The organism is Streptomyces sp. NPDC051921 (assembly GCF_040680975.1).
Classification (GTDB): Bacteria; Actinomycetota; Actinomycetes; order Streptomycetales; family Streptomycetaceae; genus Streptomyces.
Genome location: NZ_JBFAXU010000044.1, coordinates 1 through 15428, shown reverse-complemented (window position 1 = coordinate 15428; position 15428 = coordinate 1). Strand labels below are relative to the sequence as shown.

Genomic DNA, 15428 nt, shown 5'->3' with positions numbered 1-15428 from the left:
ATCGAGGCACTGCGCGCCGCCCCTCCTTGTCTGCCGTTAGTGTGGGCCTCCGTCCGAGACGCACCCACGCCCCTCGCGGGGCGCCCCCCCGGCCGGAGGGCCCGTAGCTCGATGTCCTCAACCCCTGAGTTTCCGCGACACGTCGTCACCGCCGTGCTCGTCGCCCACGACGGCGCCCGCTGGCTGCCGGACGCCCTCGCCGGGCTGCTCGCCCAGGAGCGCCCCGTACAGAACGTGGTCGCCGCCGACACCGGCAGCGCCGACGACTCCGCGCGGCTGCTCGCCGACGCGATCGGGCCCGACCGCGTCCTCCACCTCGCCCGCCGCACCGGATTCGGCGCCGCCGTCGAGGAGGCCGCGCGCACCGCGCCCGTCCTCGGACCCGAGGAACTCCCCTATCTGAAGCGGCCCAGCGGCTGGGACCCGGTCACCCGCACCTGGCAGGACGAGAACTACGACCTGCCCGAACTCCCGCACGGCGAGCCCGTCCAGTGGCTCTGGCTGCTCCACGACGACTGCGCCCCCGAGCCCGGCGCGCTCGCCGAACTCCTGCGCGTCGCCGACTCCGACGCGTACGCCGCCGTCATCGGCCCCAAGCTGCGCGGCTGGTACGACAGGAAGCAGCTCCTCGAAGCCGGCGTCTCGATCGCCCGCAGCGGCCGCCGCTGGACCGGACTCGACCGCCGCGAGCAGGACCAGGGCCAGCACGACCAGATCCGCTCCGTCCTCTCCGTCTCCAGCGCCGGCATGCTCGTCCGCCGAGACGTCTTCGAGGAGCTCGGCGGCTTCGACCGCCGACTGCCCCTGATGCGCGACGACGTCGACCTGTGCTGGCGAGCCCACGCCGCCGGCCACCGCGTCCTCGTCGCCCCCGACGCCGTGCTGCGCCACGCCGAGGCCTCCGCCCGCGAACGCCGCACCGTCGACTGCGCCGGCCGCTCGGCGGCCAACCCGCACCGCGTGGACAAGGCCGGCGCCGTCTACACGCTGCTCGCCAACACCCGCGGCCGCGCCCTGCCCTACGTCTTCCTCCGGCTCCTCGTCGGGACCGTCCTGCGCACCCTCGGCTACCTCGTCGGCAAGGCGCCCGGTCAGGCCGTCGACGAGATCATGGGTCTGCTCGCCACCCTCCTGCGGCCCGAGAAGATCCTCGCCGCCCGCAAGCGGCGCAAGAACCCGCCCGTCCCCGCGAGCGAACTCCGCCCGCTCTTCCCCGCCCCCGGCGCCACGATCCGGGCCGCCGCCGAGCAGTTCGCCTCCCACTTCGGCGGCTCCGACGCCGACGCGGGCTCCCGGCACGGCGCCGTCGAGTCCGGACCCGGCGGCGACGACGCCGACTACCTGGAGATCGAGCAGTTCGCCCGCCTGAAGAAGATCGCCCGCAAGCCCGGGCCGGTCCTCTTCGTGCTCCTCCTCGTCGTCTCCGTCGTCGCCTGCCGCAACCTCTTCGGCGGCGGATCCCTCGCCGGCGGCGCGCTGCTGCCCGCCCCCGACACCGTCTCCGAGCTCTGGTCGCGGTACGCCGACGGCTGGCACGCCATCGGCAGCGGCGGCACCCAGACCGCCCCGCCCTACCTCGCCGTCCTGGCCGCGCTGTCCGCGCTCTTCCTCGGCTCGACCTCCTTCGCGCTGACCCTGCTGCTCGTCTGCTCGGTCCCGCTGGCCGGCTTCACCGCGTACCTCGCCTCCCGCGACATCGTCGAGTCCCGGCTCCTGCGGGCCTGGGCCGCCGTCGCGTACGCGTTCCTGCCCGCCGCCACCGGCGCCCTCGCGACCGGCCGGCTCGGCAGCGCCGTCCTCGCCGTCCTGCTGCCGCTGCTCGCCCGCGCCGCCGTCGCGGCCCACGGCCTCGACCGGCCCGCCGGCGAACGCGGCAGCTGGCGCGCCACCTGGGCGTACACCTTCCTCCTCACCTTCGCGACGGCCTTCACGCCGGTCGTCTGGCCGCTCGCCGTCCTCCTCGGCATCGGCGTGCTCGTGCTGCGCCGCGACGACATCACCGCCTACGGGCTGCGCTTCCTCGCCGCCGTCGGCACCCCGCTGCTCGTCCTGGCCCCCTGGTCGCTGTCCCTCCTGACCAGCCCGTCCACGCTGCTGCGGGAGGCCGGCCTCGACATCCGGACCGGCACCGCCTCCGCCCTCGACCTGCTCGGCACCAGCCCCGGCGGTCCCGGCGCCACCGGCGGGCTCGTCCTCATCGGCCTGCTGCTCGCCGGACTCGCTGGCCTGCTGCGCGAGGAGCGCGTCCTCGCCGTCCGCGCCGCCTGGGCCGCCGCCCTCGGCGGACTCCTCTTCGCCGTCCTCACCAACGGCGCCGGCGGCACCGGCTGGGCCGGCCCCGCCACCCTCGTCTACGGTGCGGCCCTGATCGCCGCGGGCATGATCGGCGCCGAGGGCGGCCGCACCCGCGTCGCCGCCCACGGCTTCGGCTGGCGCCAGCCCGTCGCCGCGCTCATCGCGCTCGCCTGCGCCCTCGGCCCCGTCGTCGCCGCGGCCGGCTGGATGATCGGCGGCGCCGACGGCCCGCTCACCCGCCGCGACCCGGTCCAGGTCCCCGCCTTCGTCGCCGAGGAGAGCGGCACCCGCGACCAGGCCCGCACCCTCGTCCTCGGCGGAAGCTCGCCCGGCGAGGTGTCCTACACCCTGGTCCGCGGCTCCGGCGGGCGCCTCGGCGACGCCGAACTCGCCGTCACCGGCGGCAGCGACCCCCGGCTCGACCAGGTCGTCGCCCACCTCGTGGCCGGCTCCGGCGCCGACCAGACCCAGGAGCTCAGCGGCTTCGCGATCCGCTACGTCCTCGTCCGGGACGGCGCGCCGCGCTCGATGAGCCGCGTCCTCGACGCCACCCCGGGCCTGTCCCGGCTCAGCCAGCTCGACGGCAGCGCCCTGTGGCGGGTCGACCGCGAGGTCGCCCGCATCACGATCGTGCCGGGCGGCGGCAAGAACACCGCGGCCACCCCGGACAGCAAGCCCGTCACCGTCGCAGCAGGCCCCGTCGAGGCCCACGCCGACGTCCCGGCCGGACCCGCCGGCCGCGTCCTGCGCATCGCCGACCGCGCCGACGCCGGCTGGACCGCCACCCTCGACGGCGAGAAGCTCGAACCCACCACCGTGGACGGCTGGGCCCAGGGCTTCACCCTGCCCGCCGAAGCAGGCCGCCTCGACCTCACCTTCGAGGAGCCGTTCACCCACACGGTGTGGATCTGGACCCAGGTCTTCCTGGGCGTCGTCCTGCTCGTCCTCGCCCTGCCCGGCCGCCGCCGCGACATCGACGACGACCTGCCCGACGAGGAGGTCGCCATCCCCGCCCAGGCCATGGAGGGCGACGGCCGCCGTGCCCGGCGGCTGCGCGCCGCCGCGGAGGCGGAGGCGGAGGCCCAGGCCGCGGCCGCCGCCGCGGTCGCGGTCGAGCAGGCGCCGGCGGAACCCGAGGCGCAGCAGACCACCGAGCCCGCACCCGCCCCCCTGCCGGAGCAGCCCGCGTACGAGCAGCAGCCCGAGTGGGACGGCCAGTACGCCGGCCGGCAGCAGGGCTACTACCAGGAGCAGTACACCTACGACCCGTACGCGCAGCAGCAGTACGACGCCCAGCAGTACGCGCAGCAGCAGTACGACCCGTACGCGCAGCAGAACGCCTACGAGGCGAGCAACGGCCACGACGGGAACGGCCACGACGGGAACGGCTACGACCCGAACGGGTACGACCCGAACGGGTACGACGGGAACGGCTACGACCCGAACGGGTACGACGGGAACGGCTACGACCCCAACGGCTACGGGCAGCAGACCTACGACCCGTACGGCTACGAGCAGCAGCGACCCGACGGGAGCAGCAACCAGTGAAGCGCACCACCCTCTCTCTGATCGCGGTCGCCACCACCCTCGCCGCCGTCACCGGCGTCGCCGCCCTGACCGCGCCCGACGGCACCACCCGGCCGGAGACCAAGGCCGCCGTGCCGCTCCCGGTAGAGCGCTCCAGCCTGCTCTGCCCGACGCCCAGCTCCTCGGAGCTCGCCGAGACCGCGTACACCTCGTACACCCCGAAGGGGACGCCCGCGCAGGGCACGGCGAAGGCCGGCGGCGAGTCCCGGGGCGACGCGAAGGCCGAGCTGACGCCCGCCGCGGCGGCCGTCGCCCCCGGCGAGGCCCCCGCCAAGAACGCCAAGCCGCCCAAGGCCCCCGCGACGGTCACCCAGCCCGGCACCCCGGTCATCGCAGAGGCGCACGGCCCGACCGCGCCCGCCCTGACCGGCTCGGCCAACGGTGCGCTCGCGCCCGGCTGGACGGTCCAGCAGACCACCGTCGTCCCCGCCGGCGGCGCGCGCGGCCTGCTCGGCCTCAGCTGCTCCGCCCCGGACACCGACTTCTGGTTCCCGGCCGCGTCCACCGCCAAGCAGCGGCAGGACTACGTCCACCTCACCAACCCGGACGACACGGCCGCCGTCGCCGACATCGAGCTCTACGGCCCCGAGGGCGCGCTCAAGACCCAGATCACCGAGGGCATTCCCGTCCCCGCCCACTCCAGCGCCCGGGTCCTGCTCTCCACCCTCACCACGGACCCCGCCCAGCAGGACGTCACCGTCCACGTCACCACCCGCAGCGGCCGCGTCGGCGCCGTCGTCGGCTCGGCCGACGAGAAGCTGGGCAGCGACTGGCTGCCGGCCTCCGCCGACCCGGCCGGCACGGCCGTCCTGCCCGGCATCCCGGCCGACGCCACCTCCGTGCGGCTCGTGGCCTTCGCGCCCGGCGACGACGACGCCGACCTGAAGATCCAGCTGGTCACCCCGACCGGCACGATCGTCCCGGCCAGCGCCGGCGCCCTCCACGTGAAGTCCGGCATGTCCGCCGCCGTCGACCTGCCGGAGCTCACCCGCGGCGAGCCCGGCTCACTGCTCCTGACCCCGGCCGACCCGAAGAAGGCCACACCGGTCGTCGCCGCGCTGCGCGTGGTCCGGGGCAAGGGCGAGCAGCAGGAGGTGGCGTTCGTCCCCGCCACCGCCGCCGTCCAGGGCCGCGGCACCGTCGCCGACAACCGCGCCAAGGGCTCCACCCTCACCCTGACCGCCCCCGGCGCCACCGCCGAGGTGCGGATCACGGCCTCGGCGGGCTCGCAGGGCGGCACCCAGGTCACCAAGACCGTCACCGTGAAGGCGGGCACGACGGTCTCCCTCCCGGCACCGGTCCCCGGCGGCCTGAAGGGCTCCTACGCGCTCACCGTCGAGCACCTGTCGGGCGGCCCCGTGCACGCCGCGCGGATGCTGGAGCTGCCGCAGGACGGGATCCCCATGTTCACCGTCCAGACCGTGGCCGACGACCGGGGGACGGTCGAGGTGCCGAAGGCGCGGCAGGACCTGTCCGTGCTGGACGACTGACGCGGTGCCGGCCGACTGACGCGGTCGAACGGTCGAGCAGTCGAACGGTCGACGGCCGAGGCCGGACGACGACCCGGCGCGCGCCGGTGAGGGCGGGGCCGACTGGAAGTATCGACGAGCCGACGGCTGACGACCCCAACGGCCGGGCGGCCCGTGGCCGCCCGACGGCCCGTGGCGGCCGGCGCGCGGCTTCGGTACGCGGTGGTGCGGGCGCGGGGCTGCCCGGGCGGATGCGGTCGCGCGGCCGGGGCGGCCCGGCGCCCTCAGAGGCGGCTGCCGCCGCGCGGCCGGGGGAAGGGCAGGGCCTCCCCGTACGGACGGCGCATCCGCCCGTTCGGGTGGTGTGGCCGCCCGTACGGGTGGTGCGGCGGTGGGGCGTCCCGGAGGGGGGCGTCCCTGAGGTGGTCAGTCCTGCCCGTACCGCGGGTCGACGGACTCGGGGGAGAGGCCGAGGAGGTCCGCGACCTGCTCGACCACGACCTCGTGGACCAGGAGCGCCCGCTCGTCACGGCTCTTCGAGCGGATCTCGACCGGCCGGCGGTAGACGACCACGCGGGCCGGCTCGTTCTTCTCCGCCGGGGTCGAACCGCCCAGCGGCACGACCGGCTCGCCCGCCACGCTCGGCGGGACCTCCATCACCAGGAACTCCACGTCCGCCAGCTGCGGCCAGCGCCGCTCGAGCCGTTCCACCGAGTCCAGGACCAGATCGCGGAAGGTGTCCGCCCGGCTCGTGGACAGCGGGACCTGCGGCGGGGCGACCGGCCCCCGCATGCCCCGGCCGTGCCGGTCGCGCCGCCGTACCCGCGGCGCGGGACTGTCCATGCTGTCGGTGGTGTCGGTCACTGACGCAGCGTAACTCTCTCCGGTGGTCCACGACCGGTCGCGGAGTCGTCCCGGACCTGTCCCGGAGAGGTTCCGGGCCGCTTCCGGCCCGCTTCCGGACCGGTCCCGGACCGTTCCCGGCCCGGCTCCGGAAACGCCCGTGCCGGTGCGCGGCACCCCCAGCTGTCGGAAGTTGAGCATTACGGCCAGGCAAGAGCTCGATTTCCGAGACTCCCGGGATCGGCCATCTGGCGGTCGTTGACCGGATTTCTCCCTCCCGCTGTCCGGATCGCACACCGCCCCGGCCCCCGTGTCGCACCGCTCCCGCAGGTCAGAACGGGCGACCGGATCCGGTCCGTGGCGGACGTCACAACGCGACACGGTGGAGTGACCTGGGGGAGAGTCGTCGCGGCCCGCTCAAGAGTGCGGTACCGTCCAACGTCGTGAGCCCTGTACGTCGCTGTTCGCGCACCGCGTGCGGCCGCCCTGCCGTCGCGACACTGACGTACGTCTATGCCGACTCGACTGCGGTCCTCGGCCCGCTCGCCACCTACGCCGAGCCCCACTGCTACGACCTGTGCGCCGAGCACAGCGAGCGCCTGACCGCCCCGCGCGGCTGGGAGGTCGTGCGGCTCTCCGACGGCAGCGCCCCCGCCCGGCCCAGCGGCGACGACCTCGAAGCCCTCGCCAACGCGGTACGGGAGGCGGCCCGCCCCCAGGAGCGCGCGGCCGAGGCCGGCGGCAAGGGCGGAGGCCGCGGCGGCGACCCGATGGAGGTCGGGCGCCGGGGACACCTCCGGGTGCTCCGCTCCCCCGAAAACTGATCAAGCCCCCATCCCGGGTAGTTTGGGCGTTCCGTACGCGCGCCGCAGCCGTGCGTACCCGCAGCCGAGACTTCAGGGACCTCAGGAGGATTGATCCGTGACTGCTGATCTGTCGCAGATCGTGAAGGCGTACGACGTCCGCGGGGTGGTGCCGGATCAGTGGGACGAGGCGCTCGCCGAGCTGTTCGGCGCCGCCTTCGTGCGGGTCGTGGACGCCGACGCGATCGTCATCGGCCACGACATGCGCCCCTCTTCGCCCGGCCTCGCCGCCGCGTTCGCCCGTGGTGCGGCCCGGCTCGGCGCCGACGTGACGCTGATCGGTCTCTGCTCGACCGACCAGCTGTACTACGCCTCCGGCGCGCTCGGCCTGCCCGGCGCGATGTTCACCGCCTCGCACAACCCGGCCCAGTACAACGGCATCAAGATGTGCCGCGCCGGCGCCGCCCCGGTCGGCCAGGACACCGGCCTGTCGCAGATCCGCGAGCTCGTCGAGCGCTGGCAGGAGGAGGGCGCCCCGGAGGCGGCGACGACGCCGGGCCGACTGGTGGAGCGCGAGACGCTGAAGGACTACGCGGCCCACCTGCTGTCCCTGGTCGACCTCACCGCCGTCCGCCCCCTGAAGGTCGTCGTCGACGCGGGCAACGGCATGGGCGGCCACACCGTCCCGACGGTCTTCGACGGGCTGCCGCTGGACGTCGTCCCGATGTACTTCGAGCTGGACGGCACCTTCCCGAACCACGAGGCCAACCCGCTCGACCCGAAGAACATCGTCGACCTCCAGGCGCGCGTCCGCGCCGAGGGCGCCGACCTGGGCCTCGCCTTCGACGGTGACGCCGACCGCTGCTTCGTCGTCGACGAGAACGGAGAGCCGGTCTCCCCGTCCGCCGTCACGGCGCTCGTCGCGGCCCGCGAACTGGCCAGGAACGGGGGCAGCGGCACGATCATCCACAACCTGATCACCTCCTGGTCCGTCCCGGAGGTCGTCCGCGAGAACGGCGGCACGCCCGTCCGCACCCGCGTGGGCCACTCCTTCATCAAGGAGGAGATGGCGAAGACCGGCGCGATCTTCGGCGGCGAGCACTCCGCGCACTACTACTTCAAGGACTTCTGGAACGCGGACACCGGCATGCTCGCCGCGCTCCACGTCCTCGCGGCCCTGGGCGGCCAGGAGGGCCCGCTCTCGGCCCTGGTCGCCTCGTACGACCGCTACGCCTCCTCCGGCGAGATCAACTCCACCGTGGCCGACCAGAACGCGCGCCTGGCGGCGGTGCGGGCCGCCTACGAGTCCCGCGAGGGCGTCACCCTCGACACCCTCGACGGCCTGACGGTCACGTCCGCCGACTGGTGGTTCAACCTCCGCGCCTCCAACACGGAACCCCTCCTCCGCCTGAACGTGGAAGCCCGTGACGCCCGGACCATGCAGACCCTCCGCGACGAGGTCCTGACCCTGATCCGCGCCTGACCGCCACCCGCCGGCCCCGGGTCCGCGTCTGCCCTATGGCTCGCGCCTGACCCGGGCGCCGAGCCTGCCGGCCCGGGGCGCCGTGCTGCCGTCGGCCTACGGCCCGCGCCGGCCCGGGGCGCCGTGCCGGCCTTCGGCTCGCGCCTGACCCGGGGCGCCGTGCCGGCCTTCGGCTCGCGCCTGCCCCGGGGCGCCGGGCTCCCGTCGGCCTTCGGCCCGCGCCTGACCGGGGCCGCCGCCCGCCCCGCTCGGCGTGGGCAATCGTCCCTCCTCGGGACTTCGTCCGGGGGAGACCACGGGCGGGACGGACGGGCAGACGGGACGGAGCTCCTGGCGAGCGCGGGCTCCCCGCCCGTACGCCACGGACCACGGATCACGGACGCCGCGGGCCCGGGGGCGCGGACCCGGCGGACCCTCCCGGGGCCGAAGGCCGTACAGCAGGTGTGGGCTCGCCGGAGGCCGGGGGCCGGGGCCGTCGACCCGGCAGGCCCGCCCGTGGCCGGGCCGGCGCCCGGCCACGACGCCGTCGCCCCCCGTTCCCCCGCGCGCCCACCCCCCGCCCCCTCCCCGCCACGGGAGCCCCGCAACGTAACCCCCGGCGCCCCGCCCCATGTCGGGCGCGCCGTCCGCGGCCCGGCGGTAGGCTGACCTGGCCCGAGACCGTCCGTACGAGACGCCCGATCGACCGACAGGCGGACCGTACGCACGCCGCCGCCCGTACCGTCCGAAGGGACCGCCCATGCCGCTCGAAGCCGGCCTCCTGGAGATCCTGGCCTGCCCGGCCTGTCACGCCCCGCTGAACGACCGTACGGCGGACGACACCCCGGAGCTCGTCTGCACCTCCGCCGACTGCGGGCTCGCCTACCCGGTCCGCGACGGCATCCCGGTCCTGCTGGTCGACGAGGCGCGCCGCCCCGAGTAGCCCGACCCAGGGGGGAGGCCCTCCGGGGCGCTCCCCCCGGAGGATGACCCCGCCGGCCCGCGACGGCCGGCCCCGCTCCGACGACCGGAGGCCCGCCCCATGCTCGACGAGACGCTCCTCGACGCACCGGAAGCCCTCGCCCTCGCCGACCACCGCGGTCTGCTCCGCGGCGCCGCCGAAGCCGGGGCCCGGGTACGGACCGCCGCCCGGCACGCCGCCGAGGCCGGCATCGCGGAGCTCCGCCCCGACGGCCGCCCCCGCGCCGTCCTCGTCGCCGGTCCCGGCACCGCCGCCGTCGGCGTCGCCGACCTGGTCGGCGCCCTCGCGGGCGCGGCGTCCCCGGTGATCCGCCTCCAGCCCACCGGCGTGGCACCCGCCGCCGGCGCGCTCCGCTGGGAGCTGCCCGGCTGGGCCGGTTCGCTGGACCTGCTGCTCATCCCGACGACCGACGGCTCCGAGCCGGGCCTCGCGCTCCTCGCCCAGCAGGCGTACCGCCGGGGCGTCACCGTCGTCGCCGTCGCCCCGAAGGACTCCCCGCTCGCCGAATCGGTGCGCAGCGGCCACGGCCTCGTCGTACCGAAGGCGATGGCCCCGCACGAGACCGCCGAGGAGCACGAGGAGACCCTCGCCGCGAGCCCCGGCGCCCTGTGGGCGCTGTTCACGCCGCTGCTCGCCCTGCTGGACCGCGTCGGCCTGGTCGAGGCCCCGCCGGACGCGCTGGAGCAGGTCGCCGACCGCCTGGACCGTACGGCGGAACGCTGCGGCCCGGCCATCGCCACGTACGACAACCCGGCCAAGACCCTCGCCGCCGAGCTGGCCGACTCCCTGCCGCTCGTCTGGACCGAGGGCGAGGCGGCCGGCCCGGCCGGACGTCGCTTCGCCGCGGTCCTCGCCGAGCTGGCCGGCCTGCCGGCGCTCGCCGCGGACCTCCCGGAGGCGCTGCCCGCCCACGGCATGCTGCTCGCCGGGGACTACGCGGCCGGAGCCGACCCCGATGACTTCTTCCGCGACCGCGTCGACGAGCAGCAGGCACTGCGCGCCCGTGTCGTCCTCCTGCGCGACCGCCCCGCCGAGGGCAACGTCCTCAGCGCCGCCCCGTCCGCCCGTGAACTCGCCCTGAGCCACGGCACCGCCATCAGCGAGCTGGAGCCGGAGGAGGGCACCGCGCTGGAGAACCTGGCCGAGCTCATCGCCGTGACCGACTTCGCCGCCGTGTACCTCGCCCTGGCCTCCGCGGGCCACGTGACGGAGTAGCCCACGGGCAGCCGCCGGGCCTCCCGCGCCCCGGGGCGCCGCCGCCGCGGCCCGGGCGGCTCGGCGGCGACAGCGCATGCTGCGACCGGCGGCCCGCGCCTCGCGCGGACGGCGAGCACCGACACGGGCCCCCGAAGGTCCCGCCGCGGAACGCGACACCGGACGCCCCCGGAACCTGTGACGCTCCCGGGCCCGAACCCACGGGGGCCGCCCCGCCGGCCCCGGCCCCAGCCCCCCGCCTCCCGCCAGCCCCCGCCCCGCCGGCCCCAGCCCCCCCGCCCCGCCTCCCGCCTCGCCTCCCCCGGGGGCCCCGCCCCCGACGCCCCCTGACGCCCCCACCTCCATCACCGCACCCACCGCACTGAGAAGAGCTGGAAGCCCCATGGACCGCCTCGTCAACACCGTCCGCCCCTACGCCTGGGGATCCACGACGGCCATCCCGGAGCTGCTCGGCGTCGCCCCCACCGGCGAGCCCCAGGCCGAGATGTGGATGGGCGCCCACCCCGGCGCCCCGTCCCGCACCGCCCGCGGTCCCCTCACCGAGGTCATCGCCGCCGACCCCGTACGCGAACTCGGCCCGGCCGCCGTCGACAAGTTCGGCCCCCGGCTGCCCTTCCTGTTCAAGCTGCTCGCCGCCGGTGCCCCGCTCTCCCTCCAGGTCCACCCCGATCTCGCCCAGGCGCGCGCCGGGTTCGCCGCCGAGGAGGCCGCGGGCATCCCCCTCGACGACCCGCGGCGCAACTACAAGGACGCCAACCACAAGCCCGAACTGATCTGCGCCCTCACCCCGTTCCACGGCCTGTGCGGCTTCCGCGACCCCGCCGAGGCCGCCGACACGATGGCGGCGCTCGGCGTGGACTCCCTCAAGCCGTACGTCGACCTCCTCCACGCCCACCCCGAAGAGGCCGCCCTGCGCGAGGTCCTGACCGCGCTGCTCACCGCCGACCGCACGGAGATGGCGCACACCGTCGCCGAGGCGGCGCACGCCGCGGCCCGCCTCGGCGGCGCGCACGCCCCGTACGCCCAGATCGCCCACCACTACCCGAGCGACCCCGGCGTGCTCGCCGCCATGCTGCTCAACCCGGTCACGCTGCAGCCCGGTGAGGCCCTCTACCTGGGCGCCGGCGTCCCGCACGCCTACCTCGACGGCCTCGGCGTCGAGATCATGGCCAACTCCGACAACGTGCTGCGCTGCGGCCTCACCCCCAAGCACGTCGACGTCCCCGAACTCCTGCGCGTCGTCCGCTTCGAGCCCATGGACGCGGGCGTGCTGCGCCCCGAGGCGTCCCCGACGGGCGAGGAGGTCTACGACACCCCCATCGACGAGTTCCGGCTCTCCCGTTTCGTCCGCGCCGAGGGCGCCGCCCCGACCGATGTCACCGCCCCCACCCCGCAGATCCTGCTCGCCGCCGCCGGCCGCCCCGGAGTGGGCGGCGAGACCCTGGCGCCGGGCGAGTCCGTCTTCGTGCCGGCGGGCGAAAAGACCGAACTGTCCGGTACGGGAACGCTCTTCCGCGCCACGGTCGTCGCCTGATGCGACAATGACCGGCCGAACGACGGCAAAGGAACGGCAATATGCTGCCGTCGACAGGGCCGGAGCACCGACGAAGGGAACAGACAGACCCATGAGCGCGTCAGGCGGAACCAAGGCGATCGTGGCGGCGCTGGCCGCCAATCTCGCGATCGCCGTAGCCAAGTTCGTGGCGTTCCTCTTCAGCGGTTCGTCCTCGATGCTCGCGGAGTCCGTGCACTCCGTCGCCGACTCCGGCAACCAGGGCCTGCTCCTCCTCGGCGGCAAGCGGGCCCAGCGCGAGGCGACCCCGCAGCACCCCTTCGGCTACGGCCGCGAGCGGTACATCTACGCCTTCCTCGTCTCGATCGTGCTCTTCTCGGTCGGTGGCATGTTCGCCGTCTACGAGGGTTACGAGAAGATCAAGCACCCGCACCCGATCGAGGACTGGTACTGGCCGATCGGCGTGCTCGTCTTCGCGATCATCGCGGAGAGCTTCTCCTTCCGCACCGCGATCAAGGAGTCGAACCAGCTGCGCGGCGGCCTGTCCTGGACGGACTTCGTCCGCCGCGCCAAGGCCCCCGAGCTCCCCGTCGTCCTGCTGGAGGACTTCGGCGCCCTCGTCGGTCTCGTCCTCGCCCTCGGCGGCGTCGGCCTGGCCCTGCTGACCGGCAACGGCGTCTGGGACGGCATCGGCACCCTGTGCATCGGCCTCCTGCTGATCCTCATCGCGATCGTGCTCGCCGCCGAGACCAAGTCGCTGCTGCTCGGCGAGGCCGCCGGCACCGACGAGGTGAAGAAGATCGAGGAGGCGATCGTCGACGGCGAGACCGTCACCCGCCTCATCCACATGCGCACGCTCCACCTCGGCCCGGAGGAGCTCCTCGTCGCGGCCAAGGTCGCCGTCCAGCACGACGACACCGCCGCCCAGGTCGCCGCCGCCATCGACTCGGCCGAGGCCCGCATCCGCGAGGCGGTCCCGATCGCCCGGGTCATCTACCTGGAGCCGGACATCTACAGCGAGCAGGCGGCCCGGGCGAACGACGCCTGACACACCTGACACCTGCCGGTGCTGTAAGGGCACGAGGGCAGGAAGGCACGAAGCACAATGGGAAGGCCCCGGACCTGATCACCAGGTCCGGGGCCTTCGCCGCACGCCCTTGGCCGTACGGGTCAGCCGACGACGTACGGAGCGGGCGGCCGCCCCGCGCGCCGCGCCGACCTCCCGGTCAGCCATTCGGCCAGAGCCAGGCCGAACCCGACGAGCAGCGTGACGACGCCGGTCCCCGCGCCGGCGAGCGCGGCGTACGAGCCCCCGGGACTGTCCGTGGCCCGCTCCCGCACGGCGCCCACCGGCACCGTCCCGCCGGGGGACTCGTTCTGATGGAATCGGGAGTCGAGGGAATTGCCCCGGTTGTCGCCGAGCAGGAACAGCCGGCCCTCCGGGACCCTCACGTCGAAGACCACGCCGCCGACCGGGTCGCCCCCGGCGAGGTACGGCTCCGCGAGCGGCCTGCCGTTCACGTACACCTGCCGGTCGTCGGCCCTGACCCGGTCGCCGCCGACGCCGATCACCCGCTTGACGGCCAGGCCCTCGCCGAGGCCCCACTCCGGCACGGAGACGAGGACGACGTCCCCGCGCCGCACCTCGCCCGGCTCGACCGGCTCCGCGTAGAGCATGTCGCCGGGCTCGTAGGTGGGCCGCATCGACTCGGTGGGGACCCGGTGGGCGGGGTACCCGGCGCGCAGGACCAGGCCCCCTCCGAGCAGCAGCACCCCCGAGGCCAGCAGCACCCCGCCAGCGATCCGCAGTCCTCGCCCAGGTCTCATCTCTCAGCCCTCCCCGGCAGTCCGGCCCGCACCCTATCGGCGCGGTTCACCGCACCGCCGCACCGCCTCCTGCCAGGAGATCCCGGTCCGCGTCCACCAGGGTCCGGGAGCGCAGTGCGTCCGTCTCGCCCCGGATCGGCAGGACTCAGGACCCCGCCCCACCCCCCGAGCCGGTCGATCTTCACGCCGGGGCGGACTGTGGGCCGCTGCGCCGATCGGTGTAGATTCGTGACCAGCCAGACGTCGCTGCTGATGGCGGTCGGGCGGTCCGTACATGGACCGACCGAGGGAGAGAGGGCCTCCGACGACTGCACCGCGCCACCACGCGGGAGCACCCGGGCATTCGTATGCCCGCGTCGCCCACAGCCGCGGTGCCAGGTGCCCACTCGACCCTCGAAACCGATCCACGAGGAGCAGCTCCAGTCATGACGACTGTCGCCAAGCAGGACTTCAAGGTCGCCGACCTGTCCCTGGCCGTGTTCGGCCGCAAGGAGATCACCCTCGCCGAGCACGAGATGCCCGGCCTCATGTCGATCCGCCGCGAGTACGCCGAGACCCAGCCCCTGGCCGGCGCCCGGATCACCGGCTCGCTGCACATGACCGTGCAGACCGCCGTCCTCATCGAGACCCTGGTCGCCCTCGGCGCCGAGGTCCGCTGGGCCTCCTGCAACATCTTCTCCACCCAGGACCACGCCGCCGCGGCCATCGCCGTCGGCCCGAACGGCACCCCGGAGAACCCGCAGGGCGTCCCGGTCTTCGCCTGGAAGGGCGAGACCCTGGAGGAGTACTGGTGGTGCACCGAGCAGGCGCTGACCTGGCCGAACACGCCCACCGGCGGCCCCAACATGATTCTCGACGACGGTGGTGACGCCACCCTCCTCGTCCACAAGGGCGTCGAGTTCGAGAAGGCCGGCTCCGCCCCGGACCCGTCCACCGCGGACAGCGAGGAGTACGGCTACATCCTCCAGCTCCTCAACCGGACCCTCGCCGAGAGCCCGCAGAAGTGGACCCAGCTGGCGTCCGAGATCCGCGGCGTCACGGAGGAGACCACCACCGGTGTCCACCGTCTCTACGAGATGATGCAGGCCGGCACCCTTCTCTTCCCGGCGATCAACGTGAACGACGCCGTGACGAAGTCGAAGTTCGACAACAAGTACGGCTGCCGCCACTCCCTCATCGACGGCATCAACCGCGCCACCGACGTCCTCATCGGCGGCAAGACGGCCGTGGTCTTCGGCTACGGCGACGTCGGCAAGGGCTGCGCGGAGTCGCTCCGCGGCCAGGGCGCCCGCGTCATCGTCACGGAGATCGACCCGATCTGCGCGCTGCAGGCGGCGATGGACGGCTACCAGGTCGCGACGCTGGACGACGTGGTGGAGACGGCGGACATCTTCATCACCACGACCGGCAACAAGGACATCATCATGGCCAC

The 15428-nt window shown here is 74.8% G+C and carries 11 protein-coding genes; 9 read left to right on the top strand and 2 right to left on the bottom strand.

The features are described 5' to 3' along the window. The first annotated feature begins 111 nt into the window (after positions 1 to 111). On the top strand, positions 112 to 3843 hold the full coding sequence (locus AB0M16_RS35670) for a glycosyltransferase family 2 protein (protein ID WP_365350602.1): 3732 nt from the start codon (positions 112 to 114) through the stop codon (positions 3841 to 3843). After that, a complete protein-coding gene (locus AB0M16_RS35665; protein WP_365350600.1) occupies positions 3840 to 5372 on the top strand; it encodes a DUF5719 family protein in 1533 nt (510 codons plus the stop codon). The genes AB0M16_RS35670 and AB0M16_RS35665 overlap by 4 nt, the downstream gene beginning before the upstream one ends. A 405-nt stretch (positions 5373 to 5777) precedes the next feature. On the opposite strand, the gene AB0M16_RS35660 is transcribed toward AB0M16_RS35665, so the two are convergent. Then, positions 5778 to 6194: a metallopeptidase family protein gene (locus AB0M16_RS35660; protein WP_365350622.1), complete on the bottom strand. Its 417-nt coding sequence runs from the start codon at positions 6192 to 6194 to the stop codon at positions 5778 to 5780. Positions 6195 to 6586: 392 nt separating this feature from the next. Between AB0M16_RS35660 and AB0M16_RS35655 the strand changes: the two genes are divergently transcribed. The 6 genes from AB0M16_RS35655 to AB0M16_RS35630 all read left to right on the top strand — a co-directional run bounded on the left by AB0M16_RS35655 (position 6587) and on the right by AB0M16_RS35630 (position 13217). Next, complete coding sequence (locus AB0M16_RS35655) at positions 6587 to 7018, top strand: DUF3499 domain-containing protein (protein WP_132919336.1); 432 nt, start codon at positions 6587 to 6589, stop codon at positions 7016 to 7018. A 97-nt stretch (positions 7019 to 7115) separates the two neighbouring features. Next, complete coding sequence (locus AB0M16_RS35650; protein ID WP_365350598.1) at positions 7116 to 8480, top strand: phosphomannomutase/phosphoglucomutase; 1365 nt, start codon at positions 7116 to 7118, stop codon at positions 8478 to 8480. A 739-nt stretch (positions 8481 to 9219) separates the two neighbouring features. Beyond that, positions 9220 to 9402 carry a Trm112 family protein gene (locus AB0M16_RS35645; protein ID WP_365350596.1) on the top strand — a complete coding sequence of 61 codons (183 nt, stop codon included), beginning with the start codon at positions 9220 to 9222 and terminating at the stop codon, positions 9400 to 9402. A gap of 99 nt (positions 9403 to 9501) precedes the next feature. Beyond that, complete coding sequence (locus AB0M16_RS35640; RefSeq protein WP_365350594.1) at positions 9502 to 10656, top strand: SIS domain-containing protein; 1155 nt, start codon at positions 9502 to 9504, stop codon at positions 10654 to 10656. 382 nt (positions 10657 to 11038) lie between these two features. After that, the gene (gene manA / locus AB0M16_RS35635) at positions 11039 to 12190 is read left to right on the top strand and encodes a mannose-6-phosphate isomerase, class I (protein WP_365350592.1); all 1152 of its coding nucleotides are present in this window, start codon (positions 11039 to 11041) and stop codon (positions 12188 to 12190) included. A gap of 91 nt (positions 12191 to 12281) precedes the next feature. Next, a complete protein-coding gene (locus AB0M16_RS35630) occupies positions 12282 to 13217 on the top strand; it encodes a cation diffusion facilitator family transporter (protein ID WP_365350590.1) in 936 nt (311 codons plus the stop codon). Between the two features lie 122 nt (positions 13218 to 13339). Here the strand turns inward: AB0M16_RS35630 and lepB are convergent, their stop codons facing one another. Continuing rightward, the gene (gene lepB, locus AB0M16_RS35625; protein ID WP_365350588.1) at positions 13340 to 13996 is read right to left on the bottom strand and encodes a signal peptidase I; all 657 of its coding nucleotides are present in this window, start codon (positions 13994 to 13996) and stop codon (positions 13340 to 13342) included. Positions 13997 to 14421: 425 nt separating this feature from the next. On the opposite strand from lepB, the gene AB0M16_RS35620 reads away from it, so the two are divergent. Continuing rightward, on the top strand, positions 14422 to 15428 hold a 1007-nt coding region (locus AB0M16_RS35620; protein ID WP_365350587.1), incomplete at its 3' end, for an adenosylhomocysteinase.